This window comes from Thiolinea disciformis DSM 14473, assembly GCF_000371925.1.
Taxonomy (GTDB): Bacteria; Pseudomonadota; Gammaproteobacteria; order Thiotrichales; family Thiotrichaceae; genus Thiolinea; species Thiolinea disciformis.
In genome coordinates this window covers 53,608-75,479 of sequence record NZ_AQVE01000020.1, presented here as the reverse complement: position 1 = coordinate 75,479, position 21,872 = coordinate 53,608, and the positions used below count along the sequence as shown (strand labels likewise).

The 21,872-nt window shown below is 46.4% G+C and carries 21 protein-coding genes; 12 read left to right on the top strand and 9 right to left on the bottom strand.

All coding sequences use genetic code 11. From position 1 onward, the window contains the following. The 9 genes from A3IE_RS20805 to gluQRS form a co-directional block, all read left to right on the top strand. Window positions 1-257: transposase (locus A3IE_RS20805; RefSeq protein WP_020396333.1), on the top strand; the 257-nt coding region annotated here is incomplete at its 5' end. A 43-nt stretch (window positions 258-300) separates the two neighbouring features. Next, complete coding sequence (locus A3IE_RS0114425; RefSeq protein ID WP_020396332.1) at window positions 301-684, top strand: peptidoglycan-binding domain-containing protein; 384 nt, start codon at window positions 301-303, stop codon at window positions 682-684. 65 nt (window positions 685-749) lie between these two features. Continuing rightward, window positions 750-2,237 (top strand): helicase HerA-like domain-containing protein, encoded by a 1,488-nt coding sequence (locus tag A3IE_RS0114420; protein WP_020396331.1) that lies wholly within the window; start codon window positions 750-752, stop codon window positions 2,235-2,237. A gap of 295 nt (window positions 2,238-2,532) precedes the next feature. Then, on the top strand, window positions 2,533-3,015 hold the full coding sequence (gene accB / locus A3IE_RS0114415) for an acetyl-CoA carboxylase biotin carboxyl carrier protein (RefSeq protein WP_026154959.1): 483 nt from the start codon (window positions 2,533-2,535) through the stop codon (window positions 3,013-3,015). A gap of 13 nt (window positions 3,016-3,028) precedes the next feature. Continuing rightward, the gene (gene accC, locus A3IE_RS0114410) at window positions 3,029-4,372 is read left to right on the top strand and encodes an acetyl-CoA carboxylase biotin carboxylase subunit (protein ID WP_020396329.1); all 1,344 of its coding nucleotides are present in this window, start codon (window positions 3,029-3,031) and stop codon (window positions 4,370-4,372) included. Beyond that, window positions 4,369-5,259 carry a 50S ribosomal protein L11 methyltransferase gene (gene prmA, locus A3IE_RS0114405; protein ID WP_020396328.1) on the top strand — a complete coding sequence of 297 codons (891 nt, stop codon included), beginning with the start codon at window positions 4,369-4,371 and terminating at the stop codon, window positions 5,257-5,259. The genes accC and prmA overlap by 4 nt, the downstream gene beginning before the upstream one ends. Window positions 5,260-5,454: 195 nt before the next feature. Next, complete coding sequence (locus tag A3IE_RS0114400; protein ID WP_083900655.1) at window positions 5,455-6,198, top strand: zinc-ribbon and DUF3426 domain-containing protein; 744 nt, start codon at window positions 5,455-5,457, stop codon at window positions 6,196-6,198. A gap of 175 nt (window positions 6,199-6,373) precedes the next feature. Then, window positions 6,374-6,829 carry an RNA polymerase-binding protein DksA gene (gene dksA, locus A3IE_RS0114395; RefSeq protein ID WP_020396326.1) on the top strand — a complete coding sequence of 152 codons (456 nt, stop codon included), beginning with the start codon at window positions 6,374-6,376 and terminating at the stop codon, window positions 6,827-6,829. A 15-nt stretch (window positions 6,830-6,844) separates the two neighbouring features. Beyond that, a complete protein-coding gene (gene gluQRS / locus A3IE_RS0114390; RefSeq protein ID WP_020396325.1) occupies window positions 6,845-7,729 on the top strand; it encodes a tRNA glutamyl-Q(34) synthetase GluQRS in 885 nt (294 codons plus the stop codon). Between the two features lie 33 nt (window positions 7,730-7,762). On the opposite strand, the gene ispF is transcribed toward gluQRS, so the two are convergent. Genes ispF through A3IE_RS20800 form a run of 3 tightly spaced genes read right to left on the bottom strand, consistent with a single transcriptional unit; the run spans window position 7,763 to window position 9,400 of the window. Beyond that, window positions 7,763-8,236, bottom strand: a complete 474-nt coding sequence (ispF, locus tag A3IE_RS0114385; protein WP_020396324.1) for a 2-C-methyl-D-erythritol 2,4-cyclodiphosphate synthase — start codon at window positions 8,234-8,236, stop codon at window positions 7,763-7,765. A 5-nt stretch (window positions 8,237-8,241) separates the two neighbouring features. After that, a complete protein-coding gene (ispD, locus tag A3IE_RS0114380) occupies window positions 8,242-8,943 on the bottom strand; it encodes a 2-C-methyl-D-erythritol 4-phosphate cytidylyltransferase (protein ID WP_020396323.1) in 702 nt (233 codons plus the stop codon). Then, window positions 8,933-9,400: a septum formation initiator family protein gene (locus A3IE_RS20800; RefSeq protein WP_020396322.1), complete on the bottom strand. Its 468-nt coding sequence runs from the start codon at window positions 9,398-9,400 to the stop codon at window positions 8,933-8,935. The genes ispD and A3IE_RS20800 overlap by 11 nt, the downstream gene beginning before the upstream one ends. Before the next feature lie 206 nt (window positions 9,401-9,606). Here A3IE_RS20800 and A3IE_RS20795 point away from each other — a divergent pair, with 206 nt between their 5' ends. Continuing rightward, window positions 9,607-10,887 carry a S8 family serine peptidase gene (locus A3IE_RS20795; protein ID WP_020396321.1) on the top strand — a complete coding sequence of 427 codons (1,281 nt, stop codon included), beginning with the start codon at window positions 9,607-9,609 and terminating at the stop codon, window positions 10,885-10,887. A 41-nt stretch (window positions 10,888-10,928) separates the two neighbouring features. Here the strand turns inward: A3IE_RS20795 and A3IE_RS0114365 are convergent, their stop codons facing one another. After that, window positions 10,929-11,591, bottom strand: a complete 663-nt coding sequence (locus A3IE_RS0114365; RefSeq protein ID WP_020396320.1) for a pyridoxamine 5'-phosphate oxidase family protein — start codon at window positions 11,589-11,591, stop codon at window positions 10,929-10,931. 91 nt (window positions 11,592-11,682) lie between these two features. On the opposite strand from A3IE_RS0114365, the gene A3IE_RS0114360 reads away from it, so the two are divergent. Then, window positions 11,683-13,101 (top strand): aminotransferase-like domain-containing protein, encoded by a 1,419-nt coding sequence (locus A3IE_RS0114360; RefSeq protein WP_020396319.1) that lies wholly within the window; start codon window positions 11,683-11,685, stop codon window positions 13,099-13,101. A gap of 53 nt (window positions 13,102-13,154) precedes the next feature. On the opposite strand, the gene lpdA is transcribed toward A3IE_RS0114360, so the two are convergent. The 3 genes from lpdA to aceE are packed head-to-tail and all read right to left on the bottom strand — an operon-like array spanning window position 13,155 to window position 19,221. Continuing rightward, the gene (gene lpdA, locus A3IE_RS0114355) at window positions 13,155-15,233 is read right to left on the bottom strand and encodes a dihydrolipoyl dehydrogenase (RefSeq protein WP_020396318.1); all 2,079 of its coding nucleotides are present in this window, start codon (window positions 15,231-15,233) and stop codon (window positions 13,155-13,157) included. Next, window positions 15,230-16,543 (bottom strand): dihydrolipoyllysine-residue acetyltransferase, encoded by a 1,314-nt coding sequence (gene aceF / locus A3IE_RS0114350; RefSeq protein WP_020396317.1) that lies wholly within the window; start codon window positions 16,541-16,543, stop codon window positions 15,230-15,232. Before aceF ends, lpdA begins: the two co-directional genes overlap by 4 nt. Before the next feature lie 14 nt (window positions 16,544-16,557). Continuing rightward, entirely contained in the window at window positions 16,558-19,221 is a 2,664-nt protein-coding gene (gene aceE / locus A3IE_RS0114345; protein ID WP_020396316.1) for a pyruvate dehydrogenase (acetyl-transferring), homodimeric type, read from the bottom strand. Between the two features lie 169 nt (window positions 19,222-19,390). Between aceE and rnt the strand changes: the two genes are divergently transcribed. Continuing rightward, complete coding sequence (rnt, locus tag A3IE_RS0114340) at window positions 19,391-20,032, top strand: ribonuclease T (RefSeq protein ID WP_020396315.1); 642 nt, start codon at window positions 19,391-19,393, stop codon at window positions 20,030-20,032. A gap of 67 nt (window positions 20,033-20,099) precedes the next feature. Here the strand turns inward: rnt and panC are convergent, their stop codons facing one another. Both panC and panB read right to left on the bottom strand, forming a co-directional pair. Beyond that, on the bottom strand, window positions 20,100-20,975 hold the full coding sequence (gene panC, locus A3IE_RS0114335; RefSeq protein WP_020396314.1) for a pantoate--beta-alanine ligase: 876 nt from the start codon (window positions 20,973-20,975) through the stop codon (window positions 20,100-20,102). A 13-nt stretch (window positions 20,976-20,988) separates the two neighbouring features. Then, window positions 20,989-21,816: a 3-methyl-2-oxobutanoate hydroxymethyltransferase gene (gene panB, locus A3IE_RS0114330; protein WP_020396313.1), complete on the bottom strand. Its 828-nt coding sequence runs from the start codon at window positions 21,814-21,816 to the stop codon at window positions 20,989-20,991. Window positions 21,817-21,872: the final 56 nt, after the last annotated feature.

The window sequence follows — 21,872 nt, the reverse complement described above, 5'->3', positions numbered from 1 at the left end:
GGTTAGAACGCTTGTGCCAGTCCTTGCAAGGTAAAACCCATTATCTCATTCTCGATAATGCTTCCTTTCATCGAGGAGGACGTATTCCAGCCATTGCTCAGCAGTATGGTCAGGTGTTGATGTATCTACCCCCGTATTCCCCTCAACTCAATCCTATTGAAAAGGTGTGGGCAACCTTGAAACAAAAGGTGTTATTACGCTGTCAACACGGTCTATCCTTGCTGGAGGCTATCGATCAAGTCATTTGTAGCTCTTAATTAGGGATTTACTATACAAACACTAATTCCAGCCAAAACTGTCATGGTGGCACGTAAAGTACTCAAACAAGCGGGTAAAGGTTTGGGTTCAGTCCCTGCCCGCTATCAAAACATCAAAGTTGCCTATGTGGCGAAGCCTTGGGCCATCAAAGCACAATTTCACCCTGCTGAATATAAAACTATCGCAGTACAACACAAAGTTCGCCCTGAACAATTACTCACCTTGCCGGTTGTTTGTAGCGAAGCATTAGAGCCAAACCAAATTCGAAAACTGCAACAGAGGCTACAGCAGCTAGGTTACCCCATCAAAATCAGTGGGCAATATGATAGCGCTACTCAACAGACGCTTATTCAATTTCAAAAAGACCAACAAATTGCCATGGGAGCACTGACGGGGGAGACCTTAAGAAAACTAGGTCTTTTCTAGCAACAAGGCTTTATTTTGGTTAGACTGCTCCCATCTATAGTAACAATTATTAATCGGGAGATATTATGGCAGTATCCAATGGCATTTTGATCGGTAAGGGCGAGCAACAAGTTTTTCTTGATCCGCGTTTTGCCAATCGACACGGCTTAATTGCAGGTGCTACAGGTACTGGTAAAACCATTTCCCTGCAAATTCTCGCAGAAGGCTTATCCCGCCTGGGTGTACCAGTGTTCCTCGCCGATATTAAAGGTGATTTAACCGGCCTTGCATTAGCAGGAACGGATAATCCCAAAATTACCGAACGTGTTGCGAGTATCGGCGTCGATAACTTTCACTTTGAGGGCTATCCCAGCGTTTTATGGGATTTATTAGGCGAGCAAGGGCATCCCGTGCGTGCCACCATCTCCGACATGGGGCCTTTATTATTGTCACGCTTGCTGGAATTAAATGACACCCAAGAAGGTGTGTTAAATCTCGCCTTCAAATTTGCCGATGACGAAGGTTTATTACTGCTCGATTTGAAAGACTTACGCGCACTCTTACAAGCCATCGCCGAACAAGCCAAAGAACTACAAACGGTTTATGGCAATATTAGTGCCTCAACCGTTGGCGCTATTCAACGACGTCTGCTTGTCTTGGAACAAGAAGGTGGCGATAAATTTTTTGGCGAGCCATCCTTAGACCTGAATAATTTTATCCGTACTGACGCGCAAGGGCGTGGCCAAATTAATATCTTAGCTGCGGACAAACTGATTAATTCGCCCCGTTTATATGCCACTTTCTTACTGTGGATGCTCTCAGAGTTATTTGAGCAACTGCCGGAGGTAGGCGATGTTGAAAAACCACGTTTAGTATTTTTCTTTGATGAGGCGCACCTACTCTTCACCGATGCCCCCAAAGCATTACTCACCAAAATTGAACAAGTAGTAAAGTTAATTCGTTCGAAAGGCGTCGGGATTTACTTCATTACCCAAACGCCCTTGGATATCCCTGATAGTGTCTTAGGTCAACTTGGCAATCGTATTCAACATGCGCTACGTGCCTTTACGCCACGCGACCAAAAAGCAGTACGTGCCGCAGCGGAAACTTTCCGTGCCAATCCTGCGTTTGATACGGAAACTGTCATTACTGAAATGGGCGTCGGTGAAGCCTTAGTATCCGTATTGGAGCAACAAGGCACACCTAGCATTGTACAGCGTACCAAAATTCGTCCACCACAATCACGCATCGGACCTTTGAATAGTACAGAGCGCGCTGCGTTAATACGTCAGAGTGCGTTTGCGGGACGCTATGATGTGACCATTGATCGTGAATCGGCTTACGAGCGTTTAACCCAACGGGCTCAACAAATGGCTGCGCAAGCCAATGCTTTGGAGCAAGCGAAGGAACAAGAAAAATTAGCACGCCGCTTAGAAGCCAGCACACCCCGTGCTAGTACGCGCCAAAGCCCTGTTGAAGCATTTATAACCAGTACCGCGCGTACAGTTGGCACTAAATTAGGTAAAGAAATTGTACGTGGATTATTTGGCACTTTGTTTGGTGGCAGGCGATAAATCATACTAACTTGCTGCAAGTCCCTAGTAAAGGGTGTAAACTTGCGCGATTTCGGGGGATCTGCGGCGAACATGCTATATCTGACGGTGATTTGGGTGAGGATAACTTGCCAACGAATCACGCGTTTGCTTAGCCTTTATCAACTCAACCAGAGTTTCCCTCATATAACCTGTTTTTATCTGTATGTTGCATAGGAATGGCTGAGCGCTTGAAATCACTCACTCAATATACAGCACGAACTGGCACTTTAGCGGCCATAGAGCAAACTAAAAATTGGATTAGGATAACGCCATGATGGACGTTCGTACCATTAAGAAATTGATCGAGCTGCTACAAGGCAGTGATGTGGCTGAGATTGAAATTAAAGAGGGTGAAGACTCGGTGCGTATTAGTCGCCTCACTTCACAAGTTCAAGTCATGCAGCAAATGCCTATGATGCCAATGCCATCCATGCAACAGGCTATGCCCCACTACACGCAAGCTTCATCCGCTCATTCTCCCGTCCACACCTCTGCTTCTGAAGAAAAAAGTGCTGCTCCGAGTGGTCACGTGGTTGAATCGCCTATGGTTGGTACTTTCTATCGCTCATCTTCACCCGGCTCAAAAGCCTTTGTTGAAATAGGCCAGTCGGTCAAAATCGGCGATACCTTGTGCATTATTGAAGCGATGAAGATGCTTAACCAAATTCAGGCTGACAAATCCGGTACAGTAAAAGCGATTCTAGTGGAAAATGAGCAGCCTGTTGAGTTTGGTCAGCCATTAATGATTATCGACTAATGGCAGAATCATCATGCTGAAAAAAGTCTTAATTGCAAATCGTGGTGAAATTGCCTTACGCATTTTGCGTGCCTGCCGCGAGCTAGGTATTAAAACGGTCGCCGTGCATTCCACGGCTGATCGCGACTTGAAACACGTACGCTTAGCGGATGAATCGGTCTGTATTGGCCCACCGCGCTCAAGCGACAGTTATTTGAATATTCCCGCGATCATTAGTGCTGCTGAAGTCACAGGCGCCGATGCCATCCATCCCGGCTATGGCTTTTTATCGGAAAATGCGGATTTCGCAGAGCGCGTTGAATCGAGTGGCTTTGTATTCATCGGGCCCCGCGCAGAAACCATTCGTTTAATGGGTGATAAAATCTCAGCGAAGGAAGCCATGCAAAAAGCCAAAGTACCTTGTGTACCTGGCTCGGATGGTGCTGTACCTGAGGATGCTAAAGAATGTATGAAGATGGCCAAGAAAATTGGCTATCCTGTGATCATTAAAGCCACCGGTGGTGGCGGTGGCCGTGGTATGCGTGTCGTGCATCAGGAAGAGGAGTTATTACGTTCTATTGAGATGACCCGCTCCGAAGCTAAAGCAGCCTTCGGTAATGATGTCGTCTATATGGAAAAATACCTCGCCAAGCCACGCCATATCGAATTCCAAGTACTTGCCGACGAGCATGGCAATGCCATTCATTTATGTGAGCGTGATTGCTCGATGCAACGCCGCCATCAAAAAGTGGTAGAAGAAGCTCCTGCCCCCGGTATAACAGAAGCACTGCGTAATAAAATGGGTGCGGTTGTGGCAGAAGCTTGCCGCAAAATCAAATATCGTGGTGCAGGAACCTTTGAATTTTTGTATGAAAATGGCGAGTTTTATTTCATCGAAATGAATACCCGTTTACAAGTTGAACATCCCGTGACCGAATTAATCACGGGTGTGGACTTGGTAAAACAGCAATTACTGATTGCAGCTGGTGAAGTGTTGCAAATCCGCCAAGAAGATATTAAACCACATGGCCATGCCGTGGAATGCCGCATTAATGCGGAAGACCCTGATACCTTTGCACCCTCCCCCGGCAAAATTACACGTTATCATGTCCCTGGTGGGTTAGGCGTGCGTGTCGATTCGCATATCTATGCTGACTATATCGTGCCACCTTATTACGACTCGATGATAGGCAAACTCATTGTGCATGGCGAAGATCGCCTCACCGCACTGAATCGTATGAATGGTGCGCTGACTGAAATGGTAGTGGAAGGTATTAAGACCAATATTCCGCTCCAACGCCGTATTATGTCGGATACTGCCTTCCGCGAAGGGGGCACCGATATTCACTATCTTGAAAAGAAATTGGGTTTGCAATGACTTGGCAACAAATCATCTGCCGTACTACGCTTGAACACCAAGAAGCCTTAACAGACGTTTTGGAAGAAGCTGGTGCTGCCTCAGTAACCTTAGAAGATGCAGAAGATCAACCCGTCTTAGAGCCATTACCGGGCGAAACCCCTTTATGGGATCAACTCATTGTCACCGGTTTATATCCAGCAGATGACGATTTGACAGAACTGATGGTGTTATTGGAAACGAAGCGGAGCGCATGGGCACTCAGCGAGCTACGTTTGGAGCGATTAGAAGACCGCCCTTGGGTACGTGAATGGATGGATAACTTCCATCCTATGCAGTTTGGCAAACGCCTGTGGGTTTATCCTAGCTGGCGTGAAGCCCCTAACGAACCCAATAGTGTGAAAATCCTGCTGGATCCAGGGCTAGCTTTTGGTACCGGAACACATCCCACCACGGCGCTCTGTTTGGAGTGGTTAGATGGTGAAGATTTAGTAGGCAAAAGTGTACTGGATTATGGCTGTGGCAGTGGTATATTAGCTATTGCTGCCGCAAAATTGGGCGCAAGCCAAATCGTTGCCACCGATATTGACCCACAAGCGCTACAAGCAACACTGGATAATGCGCAACGTAATGCCTTAGGCGCAGAGGCTATTCACACTTGCTATCCTGATGAGTTACCTCAACAGCAATACGATGTGGTAGTGGCCAATATACTGTCTGGACCCTTGGTAAAATTAGCACCACACATTCTGAATTACTTAAAACCCCAAGGACGCTTGGCACTGTCAGGTATCTTGGCAGAGCAAGGCGAACCAGTCGCCGCCGCCTACGCCCCCAGTTTGGAAAACCATGACATCCAATCCCAAGAAGAATGGCTACGTCTCAGCGGCACTAAGCGGGGTACTTAATTTTCTACCAGTTTATGCAGTTTATTCGTCAAATAGCACTGCTTGTCAGCCTTCTGCCCGTTTATCAGCTTAATCGTGCGAAGCTTGGCTAACTCGCTTAGCATGAGCTGGTATTTTGTTCACTACCTTGATTAAAAGAACAAAAATCGGGCTAAACTAATGAAACCTATAAACCTAGAAACTGCCTAAACAAGCATGTATACCCAATGTAGTCATTGTCGAGCTATCTTTCGTGTCACGATGAAAGAACTTACCGCAGCCCAAGGCTTACTGCGGTGCAGTGAGTGCGACACGATTTTCGATGCGATGAAATCGTTGAGTACTACACTACCCGATGAGCACGGCACAGGGGCATCGCCAACACCTACAAGCGCTAAAAGTGCACCTCCTATTAAGGTACTACCTATTGATGCAGCTAAAAATAAAAAAGCTGCAAGCAACTCAAACACAGAAAAATCAAGCAAAAAATCGCCCTCTTCCCGTAAGCTATTGTATTTCAGCCTGCTTATTCTGGGGCTAGTTCTAGCTTTACAATTACTTTACACCTTTCGCGACACGCTCCTAAGCCATCCTGCAGCAAGCGGGTTCAAACAAAGTTTGTGTCAAGTCATCAGCTGCAATACCGATGCTCAACGCGATGTCGAGCAGATTAAAATGCTTAGTCATAATGTTTATTCACATCCCAATTCGCCCCAAACCCTAATTATTAGTGCCTCGATTCAAAATAATGCGCCTTTTGCACAAGCTTATCCTATAGTAGAAGTAAGCTTCTTGGATAAAAAGTCATCTGTCGTGGCTTTGAGTCGTTTTACACCAGCAGAGTATTTAGGGGCGGAACAAGCTAATGCCTTAATGCCACCCAATACACCACGTGAGTTTTCTGTGAATATTGCTGACCCTGGCAAGGATGCTATACGGTTTCAATTTCGCTTTTTATAGACAGGAATAATATGGTGCATAAATAAACGTATTATTTATCCTAAAAAATATACCCTTATAACCGGATTCAGCTATAATGCCGCGCCGAAAAGCTATGCCTTATTACGGTATAGGGGTATTTCTTATATCTTAATAAACATGGCTGATTATTTATTTCAGCTTAATGGAGAAAAAAATGACAACTGACAATGTAACCTATTTAGCAAGGAAAGCGGCGTTACCAGTTGATGGCATTGAACCCTACATCGCAAAAGCTGGCGAAGAATATATGAATGACAAGCAATTAGCGCATTTTCGCAATATTCTGCTTGCATGGAAAAAAGAGCTGATGGAAGAAGTGGATCGCACTGTCGACCACATGAAAGAAGAGGCCAGTAATTTCTCAGATCCTGCTGACCGCGCTACTCAAGAAGAAGAGTTTGCCTTGGAACTGCGCGCGCGTGATCGTGAACGTAAATTAATTCGCAAAATTGATAAAACCATTACCCGCTTAGACGAAGGCGATTATGGTTATTGCGAGGCTTGCGGGATTGAAATCGGCTTGCAACGTTTAGAAGTACGCCCAACGGCTGAAATGTGTATTGATTGCAAAACCACACAAGAGATTAAAGAAAAGCAGTTAGCTTCCTAAATTCTTACGGATAAAATGTCCCATACCGGACGTTTTGCCCCCTCCCCCACGGGTTTGTTGCATTTTGGATCACTCCTAGCAGCAACCGCCAGCTATCTTGAAGCGCGTAGTCAGCAAGGACGCTGGCTACTGCGCCTAGAGGATTTGGATAAACCTCGCGAATCAAAAGGCGCAAGCGCTTCCATTATTCAAACATTAAAAGCTTATGGTTTCGAATGGGATGGCGATATTCTGTTTCAAAGCCAACGCTTAACGGCTTATCAGGACGCACTGCATCAACTTAAAACACATACGTATCGCTGTACCTGCTCACGTAAGCAGTTACAAGAAGATGCACAGGCGAATAACACGAACCTGATTTATACCGGTAGATGCCTGACCCAAGCTATTCCGGAACATCAACCCGCCGCGATTCGCCTCAAGGTTCCAAGTCAAAAGTTAAAATTTCATGATGCAATTTTAGGGGATTACGAACAAGACTTGCAGCAGGCTGTAGGTGATTTTGTACTCCGCCGTGCGGATGGCATTTTTGCGTATCAATTAGCCGTAGTGGTGGATGATGCATGGCAGGGAATAACGCATATTGTACGTGGTGCTGATTTATTGAATAACACCCCACGCCAACTGTACCTGCAACAGCTACTGGGTTTTAACCACCCTCACTATGCACACATCCCTATGGCAACTAATGCAAACGGCCAAAAGCTAAGCAAACAAAGCTATGCTCCCGCTATTACGCCCGACGATAGTATTAGACAGCTCGTTCATGCTTTGCAGTTTTTAGGACAAAATCCACCGCCACCCGAGTATTTTAGCCACTTAAATACACTTTGGGATTGGGCGATTCAACATTGGCAATTAAATAGAGTTCCCAAACTCATCAGTAGGCCTAGTCCCTAACCTAAGCTTGGTGTGCTTTAAGCCTATCCTAGCCTATGCCTTCAGCAATAAAGCCACTGCATGGGCAGCAATCCCCTCACTGCGTCCTTCGAAACCTAGTTTTTCGGTAGTGGTCGCTTTGACATTGATTTGCTCTATATCACATTGCAAATCAGCCGCGAGATGCGTGCGCATGGTTTGAATATGGGGTGCCATCTTGGGCGCTTGAGCGATTATCGTCGTATCAAGATTCCCCAGCACATAGCCTCTTTGCAAGGCTTGACGATAAACATCGCGCAACAAAATACGTGAGTCAATATTTAAAAAATCACTGGCATTATCGGGATAATGATGCCCAATATCGCCTAAGGCTAGTGCACCTAATAGCGCATCACAAATGGCATGAATCAGCACATCACCGTCCGAATGCGCCTCAAACGCTTGTGTATAAGGAATCTTGACCCCACCCAAGACAAGATGATCGCCTGCAGTGAAGGCGTGCACATCATAACCATATCCAATCCGCATTGATGCTATTCTCCTTGCAAGAAAAACGCGGCTAATGCCAAGTCAGCCGCTTGCGTAATTTTAAGATTGCGTGCATCGCCCTCCACCAAGAGTGGCCTTAAACCCTTCCACTCTAAAGCGGACGCCTCATCAGTAATCGCTACGCCCGCCACTAATGCCTCACTGAGCGCATTATGCAAGACACCTAGTCTTGCCATTTGGGGGGTAAGGGCGTGCCACAGATCATTACGATTTTCAGTATGCGTAATTTGGTTTGAGCCTGCGAGCGCACGTTTCATCGTGTCACGCACGCGTATCGCCAAAATTGCACCTTGATCTGGATCTTGCTCCAATAAATGCTGTAAGTCCGATGCGGATAAGCAAGGTCGAGCGGCATCATGCACTAATACAATCGTTTCTTCGCCAAGCTGTAACTCTTGCAGCAAATAATTAAGGCCATTTAATACAGAATCCGCACGCTCTTTGCCGCCTTGTGCGCGATAGAGCCGCTGCTGTGCAAAACGCGGCGCTACTGTATCCCAATATTCATCTTGTGCGCCTAAGACTACAACTACGCCCTGCACCGCTTCACAGTTCAAGAAAATAGTAAGAGTATGCTCTAACACGGTTTTGCCATGCACGCTTAAATACTGTTTGGGGATAGCGCTTTGCATACGCTTACCCACACCGGCTGCGGGAATGACCACCCAGACGGATTTATGGGGCATTAGTAACCGCCTCTGGGCTCTTCAACTCGGGATTAGTACTATCGCTATCCGCTGGTGGCGGTGCCTCCAAATTCGCTTGATTCGATTCTGACTCAGCAATATTGGGATTGGGCGCGGGTGTTGTTTGCTTGATGGCTGGAGTGGGCGCGGAAGGAATTTCAGGTTGTGCCCCTTCATTTTTTAATAATACTTGGTAAAACGTTTCGCCTTGTTTAATGAGCCCCAATTCATTGCGCGCGTGCTCTTCAATCGTTTTATTATCTTCGCCCAGATTTTTCAGATCGGCCTGCATCTGATCATTACGCGCCTTAAGCGTATCATTTTCAGCTTCTTGTTGCTTAATCTGAGCATACAAGTCCCAAATTTCGGGATAACTGCCTGCACCCACCCAGAGTCGAGCAAATAAGATAATCGCTAAAGCCGTTAAGCCAATAGTCAAAAAGCGTGTAATGTTCATGCCTGTCTGTGTGGGTTGTTCAAGAAAAAGCGGGCTTTCAGTACCTGTCAGGAATTATAGCAGAACGCAAGCCTTAGCTCCTTATCATCTAAAGCAGGATTGAAACGATTTTCTGCCAGACCTTATTGAATAAGTTTTTCAAGTATTACTTTTTTCATCTTAGTTAGCATGATAGTGTCAGTCAAACTAAACAGGAGGTGATGAGTATGGGCGAGCGTTATGTCTACCTGAGAAATACCCGATCTAGAACCCGGTCTGGTACTGATACTTCCGTGGAAGCAGTGCTAGAAACAGCCGAATTGTCGGCTGCGGATATTGCCGATTTAAAGCGTGATCCCGCTATTTTAGCCGCAAAGCCCGATATGCCCATCAAACTCATCGCGCCAGTTAAACATAGCGATGTGGAGTTATTAGTTGAGCATTTTGAAACACCGACTTCACCCAGTCCAATGCCCTCACCTTTAGCTATCGCGGATAATGATAAAGCTACTTGGGGTATTCAAGCGATTGGCGCTGATAAATCCCCTTATACTGGCAAAGAGGCCGTGGTTGCTATCTTGGACTCTGGTATCGATGCCACGCATGAACGTTTTAAAGGGGTGAATATAAGCTATAAAAACTTTACCAATGATAGTGATGCCGATCAGGCCGGACATGGCACACACTGCGCAGGCACTGTATTTGGACAGGCCATTGAAGGTAAGCCACGGATTGGGGTAGCACCCAATATTAAACGTGCTTTGATTGGCAAAGTGCTAGCCGGTGCAGCCGGTAATGGTAGTGATGCTTGGATTGCAGCGGGTCTTCAGTGGGCGATTGAGGAAGGTGCTCATATTATCTCGATGTCGCTAGGCGTCGATTTTCATAGCCATGTTAAAGCCCTAAATCGTGATACTGACTATTCTATGGAAACGATTTTATCTTTAGCCCTAGATAATCAGATAGCGTCTCTGCGTTTTTACGAAGCGGTCGCACGTTATGCGTTAGCCAGCAAACCGACTCATGCTGGCACGCTAATGATTGCCGCCTCCGGCAACGGCAGCAGCCGCTTCTCCGATAAGCCTTTCCGTGTCCCTTGTGGCGTACCCGCAGCGGCCGAAGGCATTTTATCCGTCGGAGCATTAGGGCGTGTTGCCGATATTATTAATACCCCTGACTTACCCGAGCCACGCGCTTCTACCTTACTGGTGACCCCATTTTCTAATTACAACAATGCTATTAGCGCCCCTGGCTATAAAATATTATCGGCAGCACCTAATAATAAATATATAACCCGCAATGGCACTAGCATGGCAGCCCCGTATGTTGCGGGTGTTGCTGCGTTATGGATTGAAAAACAAGTTCAAACCTTAGGTAAAATCGATGCAAATTTATTACGCGAGCAATTACAAGGAAATACGTCTGTGGAAGGCATGTTAATTAAAGATGCCACTTTGAAGCTGGATGTGTTGGATATTGGCAGCGGCATGGTCAAAGCCCCTTTATAAATCATGTTTCCCTAAAAAAGCCTCGTTTGAGGCTTTTTTATTTAGACGTTCCGTTTAAAGTTTGCCGCATAGGCTGGGACTGAAATGTGTTCCTGTAAATCAGCTGAGGAAATCGGCTCACCATAAATGCGTTGCAGCGGAATCACGCCCGCCCAATAAGGCAAATTCACATCCTCTTGATCATCGATAGGGCCGCCCGTCCGGATTTTACAAGCAAATTCAAGCAAGGGAATTTCAATCAAGCTAGTGGCTTTTAACTCATTCGCTTGAAGTTCACGATAATCACCGTGTGACCCTGGGATAATCGCATAAGTAATATCCATTAAATAACGTGCTTTTTCCTCACCCTCAATCAGCCGTCCCACGCCATGCACAACTGCCGAGCGATAATTTGCCGAGCAATGCATACCAGAACGTGCCACTACAATGCCATCCAAATGAGCAAATGTCACACAAACGGGATTTGCTGCACTTAAGTGCTTGATTAAACGTGAAGCACGTGAACCATGCAGATAAATACAATCCCTCAAGCGTGCCACCATCATAGGCAGCGCAACAGGCTGAGCATCGATACTCACCGCCACCACAGCTATAGGTGCCTCATCAATAATGTGATACAACGTTTCCCTATTATAATCAGCTCGCTTAGGGCTTTGCTTTATGGTGGCACGTTGGCTCAAAGCTTCATGGTGTGAATTAGACATCGGCTCATCTCAATCTCAACAAGAAGCATTACTATAGAATAAATTGTGGTCTAATTGACAGAACCATAATTGCCTAACTAATAGACCATAAATGCCACTTGATCACAGCCAGCTTCAATTAAATAAACAGCTCACCATCCCACTAGCACGGCAGCTTTATCAGCAGTTACATCAGCAAATTGTGAGTGGAAATCTAAGTTACGCCGAGCGCTTGCCCTCCTCGCGCGAACTGGCAGAGCAATTACAGCTTTCGCGCGGTGTAGTAGTGGAATGTTATGAAATGTTGCGCCTCGATCATCTGGTGCTAGGTTTCGGTAAGGGAGGTACACAGATATGCTACCAGCCCTATTTAGCTAAACCACTCGCTAGCAAAGCCTCAACCAAATTGGGACTATCAGCACAAGGTCGATTGATAGCCACAGCCCGTGATTATATGGGCCTCAGAACACCCTTATTACTTCAAACCAGCTTGCCGGATTTACGTTTATTTCCCAAACGCGCTTGGTTAAAAGTTCAGTGTGAAGCCTTGGAGCAACTGCAAGGTCAATACGAACGCAGTGGCGGTGTTTCGCCCTTAAAGCTAGCGTTAAAAGAATTTCTCGCACGTTATCGGGGTATTCAAGTACAAGATTTAAACTGCTTGCTAATCAGTACTGGAACTCAAGGCGCTTTAAGTGCTTTAGCACGCGCCTTATTAAATCCAAATGATGTAACGGTGGTTGAACATCCTGGTTGGGAGGGTGGCAAAGCAGCATTACGCCAAGCACAAGCCCATTTAGTGTCAGTCGACCTTGATCAAGAAGGCGCTTTAGTACCCACAATCAAAGCTAAACTCGCCGTCATTACACCTAATGCCCAATTTCCGACTGGCTATGTGATGAGTGCCGCACGGCGCAAGGCTTGGCTCGAATACAGTATCCAGCATAACTGTTGGTTGATTGAGGATGATTTTGCGGCTGAATATAGTTATCAGCAACATCCAGCTCCGTCACTACTCAGCTATCCACAAGCGCAGCATGTGATTCATCTGGGTACGATGAGCAAATTACTATTACCGGATTTGCGCTTAAGTTGGATGGTCGTTCCCGCAAGTATTGCCGATGAGTTGCGAAAAATTTTGAATACCCTCGGCCTGCAACCCTCCTATTTATTACAGCACCAACTCGCACTATTTATGCAATACGGTTATTTAGCTAAACACTTAGCACAGACACGCTCTATCTATAACCAACGCCGCCAATGGTGTACGACGTATTTGCAGCAGCATGGCGCTGATATTTTAGAAGTAATGCCCTCCCTCAGTGGCATGAATACTTATTTGAAGCTTAAAGAAAGCCTCCATACTGAAAACTTGGAATTCCGTCTAAAACAAGCTGGTTTTGGCTGTGAAATTTATCGATTAATTGCAAAGGAAAAAATGACGACTTACTTATTACTTGGTCATGCAAAGCTAAGCGAAGAACAACTAGAAACTGTGTTGGGAAAATTTCTAAACGTATTGCGTAATTAGACGATTCACTTCAATTGCCCCTCAAGACTGTGAGGGGCAAAATTTAAATTACCTTACTTCTTCGGTGCGTAAATATCGGTTGCCACGCCCTCTGCTACTTCCGCAGCAAAATTAATGGTTTCCGATAGCGTGGGATGGGGATGGATGGTTAAACCAATATCCGTTGCATCCGCGCCCATTTCAATGGCTAATACTGTTTCGGCAATCAACTCCCCTGCGCGCGGCCCAACAATCCCCGCACCAATAATTTGATGAGAGTTTTTGTCGAAAAGCACCTTGGTCATGCCTTCACTACGTCCAATTGACAAAGAACGACCACTGGCTGCCCATGGGAATACACCTTTTTCATACGCTATTCCCTCCGCTTTGCATTGTTCTTCCGTTTTGCCAGCCCATGCCACTTCAGGATCGGTATAAGCGACGGAAGGAATCGTGCGTGCATCAAAGAAGGATTTATGCCCTGCAATCACCTCGGCCGCTACTTTGGCTTCATGGGTTGCTTTGTGCGCTAACATCGGCTGTCCCACAATGTCACCAATCGCAAAGATATGTGACACATTAGTCCGCATTTGCTCATCCACTGGAATAAATCCATTGGAATTCACAAACACACCGGCTTTAGCAGCATCAATCTTATTACCATTAGGCGCCCGTCCAACCGAGACCAATACCCGATCAAACGTCGCCTTGGCTGGTGCGTCCTTCCCCTCGAAACTGCAGACCAAGCCTTCAGGTGTTGGCTCAATCGCAGTCACTTTGGTATTGGTATACACATTTTCGTAGCGGCTCTTGATCATCTTTTCTAAAGGACGAATCAAGTCACGATCAGCGCCGGGCATTAAACCGGGTGATAATTCAACCACCGTAATGCCAGCGCCCAAGGCGTGATACACCGTCGCCATTTCCAAACCGATAATGCCACCGCCGATGATCAGCATCCGCTTGGGCACTTCTTGCAATTCTAGTGCATCGGTCGAATCCATCACGCGCGGATCGCTCCACGGAATAAAGCTGGGCTTGGCCACTTGCGAACCCGCAGCAATAATCGCATTCTCAAATTGCACGGTTTGCTTAGCACCATCAGCCGCTTCCACTTCTAGGGTATTTGCCGAGGTAAAGCGCCCATAGCCTTGCACAATTTGCACCTTACGCTGTTTGGCTAGTGCCTTTAAGCCGCCGGTGAGCTTGCCAATCACCTCATTTTTGTAAGCGCGCAATTCATCAAGATTAATGTCTGGCTCGCTGAATTTCACGCCATGCTTACCAAACACTTTGGCTTCGTTGATGATTTCAGCGGTGTGTAAGAGTGCTTTAGAGGGAATACATCCCACATTTAAGCACACACCGCCAATCACATCATAACGTTCCACCAATACGACTTTCTTACCCAAATCGGCGGCACGGAACGCGGCGGTGTAGCCACCTGGACCTGAGCCTAGTACAACCACTTGGGTTTGAATATCCGCTGTCCCACTAAAAGTCGCAGCTTGTGGTGCTGGTGCGTCCGCTTTCGGCGTTTCCGACGCTTGTGTGGGTGGCGCTGAACGAGAAGCGCCAGTACTACTACCCACTTCTAAGGTTAATACCAAGCTACCTTGTGACACCTTATCACCTAACTTAGCCTTCATCTCGACGACTTTTCCCGCTTGGGGGCTAGGAATTTCCATCGATGCTTTGTCAGATTCAACGGTAATAATTGAGCTTTCAGCCTCAATGACATCGCCTGCTTTGACCAGTACCTCAATGATCTCAACATCTTTGAAGTCCCCAATATCGGGTACTTCAACATTAATCACTTGGGTCGCCCCACTTGCTGCTGATACAGCAGGTGCTGCTTCGGGCGTTTTTGCTGCGGGCGCTGCGGGTGGCTCAGGCACACCAGCACCTTCCGCCGCCAATTCCATCAGCATAATCAACGAACCTTTGGAGACCCGATCACCGACTTTAAGCTTCATTTCCATTACCCTGCCTTCATAGGGACAAGGAATTTCCATCGATGCTTTATCCGATTCAATAGTAATCAGTGAATCTTCAGGGCGAACGGGATCACCACGATCTACCAATACCTCGATAACTTCGACATTCTCGAAACTACCAATATCCGGCACATGAACTTCTACCAGCTTACTCATACTAGCAGCCTCCGAATATCACCCAACATTTTGCTTAAATAAGTGGTGAAGCGTGCCGCATCAGCCCCATCAATGACACGATGATCATAAGACAGCGACAAAGGCAACATCAGACGAGGTGCAAAGGCATTCCCATCCCATACTGGCTGAATATCCGATTTCGATACGCCCAAAATGGCAACCTCTGGCGCATTCACAATCGGCGTAAACGCTGTGCCACCAATGCCCCCTAAGCTCGAAATCGAGAAACAGCCGCCTTGCATATCCGAAGGCTTCAGTTTCTTATCGCGTGCTTTCACAGATACTTCGGCTAACTCTTCCGACAATTGCAAGAGTGACTTCTTATCCACATCACGAATCACGGGTACCACCAAACCTTCTGGTGTATCAACCGCAATACCAATATGAATATACTTCTTCTGAATCAGGTTTTCGCCACTCGGTTCCAGTGAGGAATTAAAGCGTGGATAGGCTTTCAGACCCGCTGCTACCGCTTTCATAATGAAAACGAGAGGCGTAATTTTAGGGCCTTTCGCTTTGGCTTGCTCTTCATTCAATTGCTTACGGAACGCTTCCAACTCGGTAATATCGGCATGATCAAATTGCGTAACATGCGGAATATTCAACCAAGCACGATGCAAGAATTCGCCAGATAATTTATTGATACGGCTAAGCTTAACCGTTTCAACAGGTCCCCACTGACTGAAGTCAATATCAGGCATTTTGGGAATACCACTGCCTGTACTAGCCGCTACGACCTTACCGCCGCCACTATAGCTGAGCACGTCTTTCACATAAGCTTTAACGTCCTCTTGAGTGATTCGGCTTTTGCGACCTGAACCGTGCACTTTGCTTAAATCGACCCCTAATTCACGCGCAAATTTGCGAATAGACGGCGTTGCATACGCTTTCTTAAACGCTTCGTGTGAAACGGATGCTGATGCAACCGGTGCGGCAGGGGCTTTTGTGGCAGCACTAGGCGCTGGCGCTGTTGGTTTAGGAGCTGCGGGTGCTGGTGCAGCAGGTACTGTTGCAGCCTCCTTAACCGGAGCTGGCGCGGCTGCCGCCCCTTCTGTTACGTCCAGCGTTAGTACCAAACTGCCTTCGGAAACTTTATCACCGATAGCAATTTTCATTTCTTTTACGACACCCGCCACCGGTGAAGGAATTTCCATCGATGCTTTATCAGATTCGACGGTAATCAGCGAATCTTCTGCCTTAATGGTGTCGCCTACTTTGACTAATACCTCGATAACTTCAACATCTTTGAAATCACCAATATCGGGAACGCGAATATCTTGAATAGCCATGATTCACCTCCCGCTTAAGCGTGTAATGGATTAGGTTTATTAGGATCGATACCGTATTTTTCCATCGCTTCAACCACTTTATTGGCTGGCATAGAACCATCGTCCGCTAAAGCTTTTAAGGCCGCGACCACCATGTAATGGCGATCCACCTCGAAATGCTTACGCAGTTGCTGACGCGTATCACTACGGCCAAAACCATCTGTGCCTAAGACGCGATAATTATTCGGAATCCATGCGCGTAATTGATCGGCATAAGCGCGAATATAATCCGTTGCTGCAATCACAGGGCCACGACGATCTTTCAAGCATTGCGTCACATAAGGAACTTTTGGCGTTTCTAAAGGATGCAACATATTCCAGCGCTCAATATCACGCGCTTCGCGTGCCAGTTCATTAATACTGGTAGCACTCCAAATATCCGCATCAACGCCCCAGTCTTTATCCAGCAATTCACCAGCTTCGATCACCTCACGCAAAATGGTGCCTGAACCTAGTAATTGCACCTTCTTACGTTTTTTACCGCCGCCACTGAATAAATACATCCCTTTAATGATGCCTTCTTCCGCACCATTGGGCATCGCTGGATGCAGGTAGTTTTCATTCATCGCCGTGATATAGTAGTAAACATCCTCTTGATTTTCATACATGCGCTTCATGCCGTTTTGAATCACCACGGCCATTTCATAAGCGAAAGTAGGATCATAAGAAATACAGTTTGGAATTAAGCCCGCTTGGATTAAACCATGACCATCTTGATGTTGTAAGCCTTCACCGGCTAAGGTGGTACGGCCTGCGGTTGCGCCAATTAAAAAGCCGCGTGAGCGCATATCGCCTGCCAACCAAGCCAAATCCCCAATCCGTTGGAAACCAAACATGGAATAGTAGATATAGAATGGCACCATGCTCACGCCGTGCATACTGTAAGAAGTGGCCGCCGCAATCCAGCTCGACATCGCGCCTGCTTCGTTAATGCCCTCTTCCAAGATTTGACCGGTTTTGTCCTCTTTGTAGAACATAACTTGATCTTTATCTTGTGGTTCGTATAACTGCCCCACTGAAGAATAGATCCCTAATTGGCGGAACATACCTTCCATACCAAAGGTACGCGCTTCATCTGGCACGATAGGCACAATGTGCTTACCAATATTTTTATCACGTGTCAGGATAGTTAATAAGCGCACGAATACCATAGTGGTGGACATTTCACGGTCACCACTACTTTCCAATAAGGTCTGGAAAATATCCAAACTTGGTACTTTTAGAGGTGCCGCATGAGTTTGACGCTGTGGCAGATAACCACCCAAGGCTTTACGACGTTCTTGGAGATACTTCATCTCCGCACTATCATCAGCAGGACGATAGTATTTCGCTGCGGCGGCCTCTTCATCACTTAATGGAATGCTGAAGCGATTCTTATAAGCGATCATTTCCTCGTCACTCAACTTCTTCTGTGAGTGCGTGCGGTTTTGGCCTTCGCCCGCTGAACCCATGCCATAACCTTTAACGGTATGTGCTAGAATAACGGTTGGCTGACCTTCGTGATGCACGGCTGCATAATAAGCCGCGTAGACTTTATGCGGATCATGCCCACCACGGTTTAAGCGCCAAATATCATCGTCGCTCATCGAGGCAACCATTTCGCGCAATTCAGGCACTGCACCAAAGAAATGCTCACGCACATAGGCGCCATCTTTGGCTTTATAATTTTGGAACTCGCCGTCAACGACCTCCAACATCCGCGCTTTTAATTTGCCATCTTTATCTTTAGCCAGCAGCGGATCCCAATAAGAACCCCAAATAACTTTAATGACATTCCAACCCGCGCCACGAAATACGCCTTCGAGCTCTTGGATAATTTTGCCATTACCACGCACGGGGCCATCTAAGCGTTGTAGATTACAATTGACCACCCACACCAAATTATCGAGTTTTTCACGTCCGGCTAAAGAAATAGCGCCTAAGGTTTCCGGTTCGTCGACCTCACCATCGCCCAAGAAGCCCCACACATGGCGATTGGCAGTATCGGCCAATTTGCGATCCTGCAGGTACTTCATAAAGCGAGCCTGATAAATCGACATAATAGGCCCTAAGCCCATCGATACAGTTGGGAACTGCCAATAATTCGGCATTAACCAAGGATGTGGATAGGAAGATAAACCGTTTCCGCCCACTTCTTGACGAAAATTATTTAATTCCTCTTCCCCTAAACGCCCTTCTAAAAAAGAACGTGCATACATGCCTGGAGCAGCATGGCCTTGGATATATAATAAATCGCCACCGTGTTGTGGGGTTGGCGCGTGCCAAAAGTGATTCATGCCCACATCATATAAAGTCGCAGCGGAAGCAAAGGTCGCAATATGCCCCCCTAACTCAGTACTTTTTCGATTGGCCTTTACCACCATGGCAGCGGCATTCCAACGAATATAAGAACGTAAGCGAACCTCAATGGCTGGATTTCCCGGCGTATATTTCTCTAAATGGGGGGGAATCGTGTTAATGTAGGCAGTTGTAGCAGAATACGGTAAGTTAGCACCGTTGGAACGCGCAGTAGCAATTAATTGTTCGAGCAGGAAATGGGCACGCTCTATACCTTCAGCTTCGATAACCGCGTCCAATGAATCAATCCATTCATTGGTTTCTTGAGTATCGATATCTTGGACAGTTTTTTCTTTACTCATGACATCCTCCTAGTTGGTAGTCGCGCGAAAACATAACATCAATAGTGCTAAAAAGAAAGAACCAAAAATACAACAAAAAAAACAAACTTATTTATCAGATAGTTAGAACGGAGAAATAAATATTGAGCCCATGCTATGCGAATAAAACAACTTGCGCTACGCTTAGATTATGAGTGATGAAATCGAAATTATTCCACTGGCCAATCGCTTTCGTGGATTTTTACCCGTAGTTGTCGATGTAGAGACAGGTGGTTTTAATAGCCGTAAAGACGCCTTGTTGGAATTGGCGGCCGTTATTTTGCGCATTGATGAAAAAGGTGAGCTATCCCGCTATCGTACCCACCATTGGCATATCGAGCCCTTCCCGAATGCCAACATGGATCCAAAGTCTTTAGAAATCAATGGCATAAAACCTTTCAGCCCGCTGCGACTAGCGATACCTGAAGAGCGTGCACTGAATGAGTTTTTTAAAGTCGTGCGTAAAGAATTAAAGTTAAATCGCTGCAACCGCTCTATTTTAGTGGGGCATAATGCACCGTTTGACTTAAATTTTTTAAATGCTGCTTCAGAACGTATTGATTGTAAAAGAAATCCTTTTCACCCATTCAGCACACTAGACACTGTAACGCTCGGAGCATTGGTCTATGGGCAAACCGTTTTGGCACGAATTGCTCAAGCGGCGGGCATGGGATGGGATGGTGAGCAAGCGCATTCAGCGGTGTATGATGCTGAAAAGACAGCAGATATTTTTTGCCATATCGTGAATACTTGGCAAACCATGGATGCTGCTATGAAATCTGTGACCGATTAAAACAGTAAAAATTTCACTCGCCAGTGTTTCATATAAACACTGGCTAATAGTCTAGCTGTGAACGGTATTAGACGATACGCCCATCGCGTAAGAACACTTGCACATTATCAATTAAACGTGCCTTGCCTAGCCAAGCTGACACCAAAATTACTAAATTTTCATCGCCTGCTTGAGGGGGTTGTAAGTCGTTGCTACGCCGCACCTCAAAATATTCAGGGCGAAAACCATTTTCAGCTAAGCGCCCCATCATAATTTGTTGGATAGGCAAATAGTCCTCACTATTTTGTGAGCCTAAACGTAATAAATGGGCAGCGGCTTCTTGCAAAGTTTCATGTAAAAACGGCGCGCGCAGACGTTCTTCACTGGTCAAATAGCCATTACGCGAACTCATCGCGAGGCCATCATCCTCACGTACGGCGGTTACCCCTTCAATTTTCACAGGAAGATCCAAATCGCGCACCATTTGGCGCACCACTAATAATTGCTGGAAATCCTTCTCACCGAACACCGCAACATCAGGCTGCACGATATTAAACAATTTAGCTACAATCGTGGCAACACCGGTAAAATGCCCTGGGCGCTTCTCACCTTCTAATACATCACTGATCCCTGGTGCTTCAACTTTGGTGCGTAATTGTCCGGTTGGGTACATCATCTCTGCACTGGGAGCAAAGACTAAATCGGTACCGATGCGGCTCAAATGTGTGCAATCCGAATCTAAGGTTTTAGGATAGGCTGCCAAATCCTCTGGGCGATTAAACTGTGCAGGATTGATAAAAATAGACACTACGACTTTGCTACCTAAGGCTTGAGCACGCTTCACTAAAGCAAAATGGCCGCCGTGTAAATTCCCCATGGTAGGCACAAACGCAATAGTTTCACCCGATTTGCGCCATGCCCGAATTTGTTCTTGTAATGCTGAAATCTCATGAATCAACTGCATGTTTAATCCTTTTTTAAACGAAACAATGCTCAGCTGCAGGAAAACCTCCTGTTTTTACCGCGTCCACATAAGCACGCACAGCCTTTTGAATCGTGCCCGTATCCTGCATAAAATCACGTGAGAAACGGGGTGCTTTCACACTAACCCCTAACATATCGTGTAACACCAGCACCTGCCCATCACAATCCGAACCTGCACCAATTCCAATCACTGGCACATCAACCTCTTTAGTAATGTCGGCAGCTAAAGCAGCGGGAACACATTCCAACAACAACATATCTGCACCCGCCTTTTGCAGAGCCTGTGCATCCGAGCGCATCTGATCCGCCACGGCCTGATCGCGACCCTGCACCCGATACCCCCCTAATTTATGCACTGATTGCGGTTGTAAACCCAAATGGGCACAAACTGGAACCCCATGATGGGCAAGCTGACGCACTGTTTCGACTTGTGGTGCACCCCCTTCGAGCTTGACCATATGTGCCATACCTTCTTGCATTAAACGTGCACAATTACGCAAAGCCATTTCGGGTGAGGTATAGCTCATGAATGGCAAGTCCGCCAACACCAAACTGTATTCGGTGGCACGAGCAACAGCTTTAGTGTGATAAATGGTTTCATCCATCGTCACTGGAATCGTGGTCGCATGGCCTTGAATTACCATCCCCAGCGAATCGCCGATTAGTATAATATCTACCCCTTGTGCATCAAGAATTCGGGCAAAACTGGCGTCATAGGCCGTTAGCATAGCGATTTTTTCGCCTGCTTGTTTCATCTTGCGCAGCGTATTTACATTTACTTTGCTGCGAGTGGTTAATGTTGTAGCTTTATTTTGGCTCATGAATAAGCTCCTCCGAACGACGCCTACAGTATAACCTGAATAAACTTCCCTACTTC

Excerpts from the sequence above, each read along its gene's own strand:
- lpdA (WP_020396318.1), bottom strand. The coding sequence starts at position 15,233 with ATGAGTAAGCTGGTAGAAGTTCATGTGCCGGATATTGGTAGTTTCGAG.
- A3IE_RS0114425 (WP_020396332.1), top strand. The coding sequence starts at position 301 with ATGGTGGCACGTAAAGTACTCAAACAAGCGGGTAAAGGTTTGGGTTCA.
- aceE (WP_020396316.1), bottom strand. The coding sequence starts at position 19,221 with ATGAGTAAAGAAAAAACTGTCCAAGATATCGATACTCAAGAAACCAAT.
- A3IE_RS0114360 (WP_020396319.1), top strand. The coding sequence starts at position 11,683 with ATGCCACTTGATCACAGCCAGCTTCAATTAAATAAACAGCTCACCATC.
- panB (WP_020396313.1), bottom strand. The coding sequence starts at position 21,816 with ATGAGCCAAAATAAAGCTACAACATTAACCACTCGCAGCAAAGTAAAT.
- gluQRS (WP_020396325.1), top strand. The coding sequence starts at position 6,845 with ATGTCCCATACCGGACGTTTTGCCCCCTCCCCCACGGGTTTGTTGCAT.
- ispF (WP_020396324.1), bottom strand. The coding sequence starts at position 8,236 with ATGCGGATTGGATATGGTTATGATGTGCACGCCTTCACTGCAGGCGAT.
- panC (WP_020396314.1), bottom strand. The coding sequence starts at position 20,975 with ATGCAGTTGATTCATGAGATTTCAGCATTACAAGAACAAATTCGGGCA.
- dksA (WP_020396326.1), top strand. The coding sequence starts at position 6,374 with ATGACAACTGACAATGTAACCTATTTAGCAAGGAAAGCGGCGTTACCA.
- A3IE_RS0114365 (WP_020396320.1), bottom strand. The coding sequence starts at position 11,591 with ATGTCTAATTCACACCATGAAGCTTTGAGCCAACGTGCCACCATAAAG.
- A3IE_RS20800 (WP_020396322.1), bottom strand. The coding sequence starts at position 9,400 with ATGAACATTACACGCTTTTTGACTATTGGCTTAACGGCTTTAGCGATT.
- A3IE_RS20795 (WP_020396321.1), top strand. The coding sequence starts at position 9,607 with ATGGGCGAGCGTTATGTCTACCTGAGAAATACCCGATCTAGAACCCGG.
- prmA (WP_020396328.1), top strand. The coding sequence starts at position 4,369 with ATGACTTGGCAACAAATCATCTGCCGTACTACGCTTGAACACCAAGAA.
- A3IE_RS0114400 (WP_083900655.1), top strand. The coding sequence starts at position 5,455 with ATGTATACCCAATGTAGTCATTGTCGAGCTATCTTTCGTGTCACGATG.
- aceF (WP_020396317.1), bottom strand. The coding sequence starts at position 16,543 with ATGGCTATTCAAGATATTCGCGTTCCCGATATTGGTGATTTCAAAGAT.
- accB (WP_026154959.1), top strand. The coding sequence starts at position 2,533 with ATGGACGTTCGTACCATTAAGAAATTGATCGAGCTGCTACAAGGCAGT.
- A3IE_RS0114420 (WP_020396331.1), top strand. The coding sequence starts at position 750 with ATGGCAGTATCCAATGGCATTTTGATCGGTAAGGGCGAGCAACAAGTT.
- ispD (WP_020396323.1), bottom strand. The coding sequence starts at position 8,943 with ATGCCCCATAAATCCGTCTGGGTGGTCATTCCCGCAGCCGGTGTGGGT.
- accC (WP_020396329.1), top strand. The coding sequence starts at position 3,029 with ATGCTGAAAAAAGTCTTAATTGCAAATCGTGGTGAAATTGCCTTACGC.
- rnt (WP_020396315.1), top strand. The coding sequence starts at position 19,391 with ATGAGTGATGAAATCGAAATTATTCCACTGGCCAATCGCTTTCGTGGA.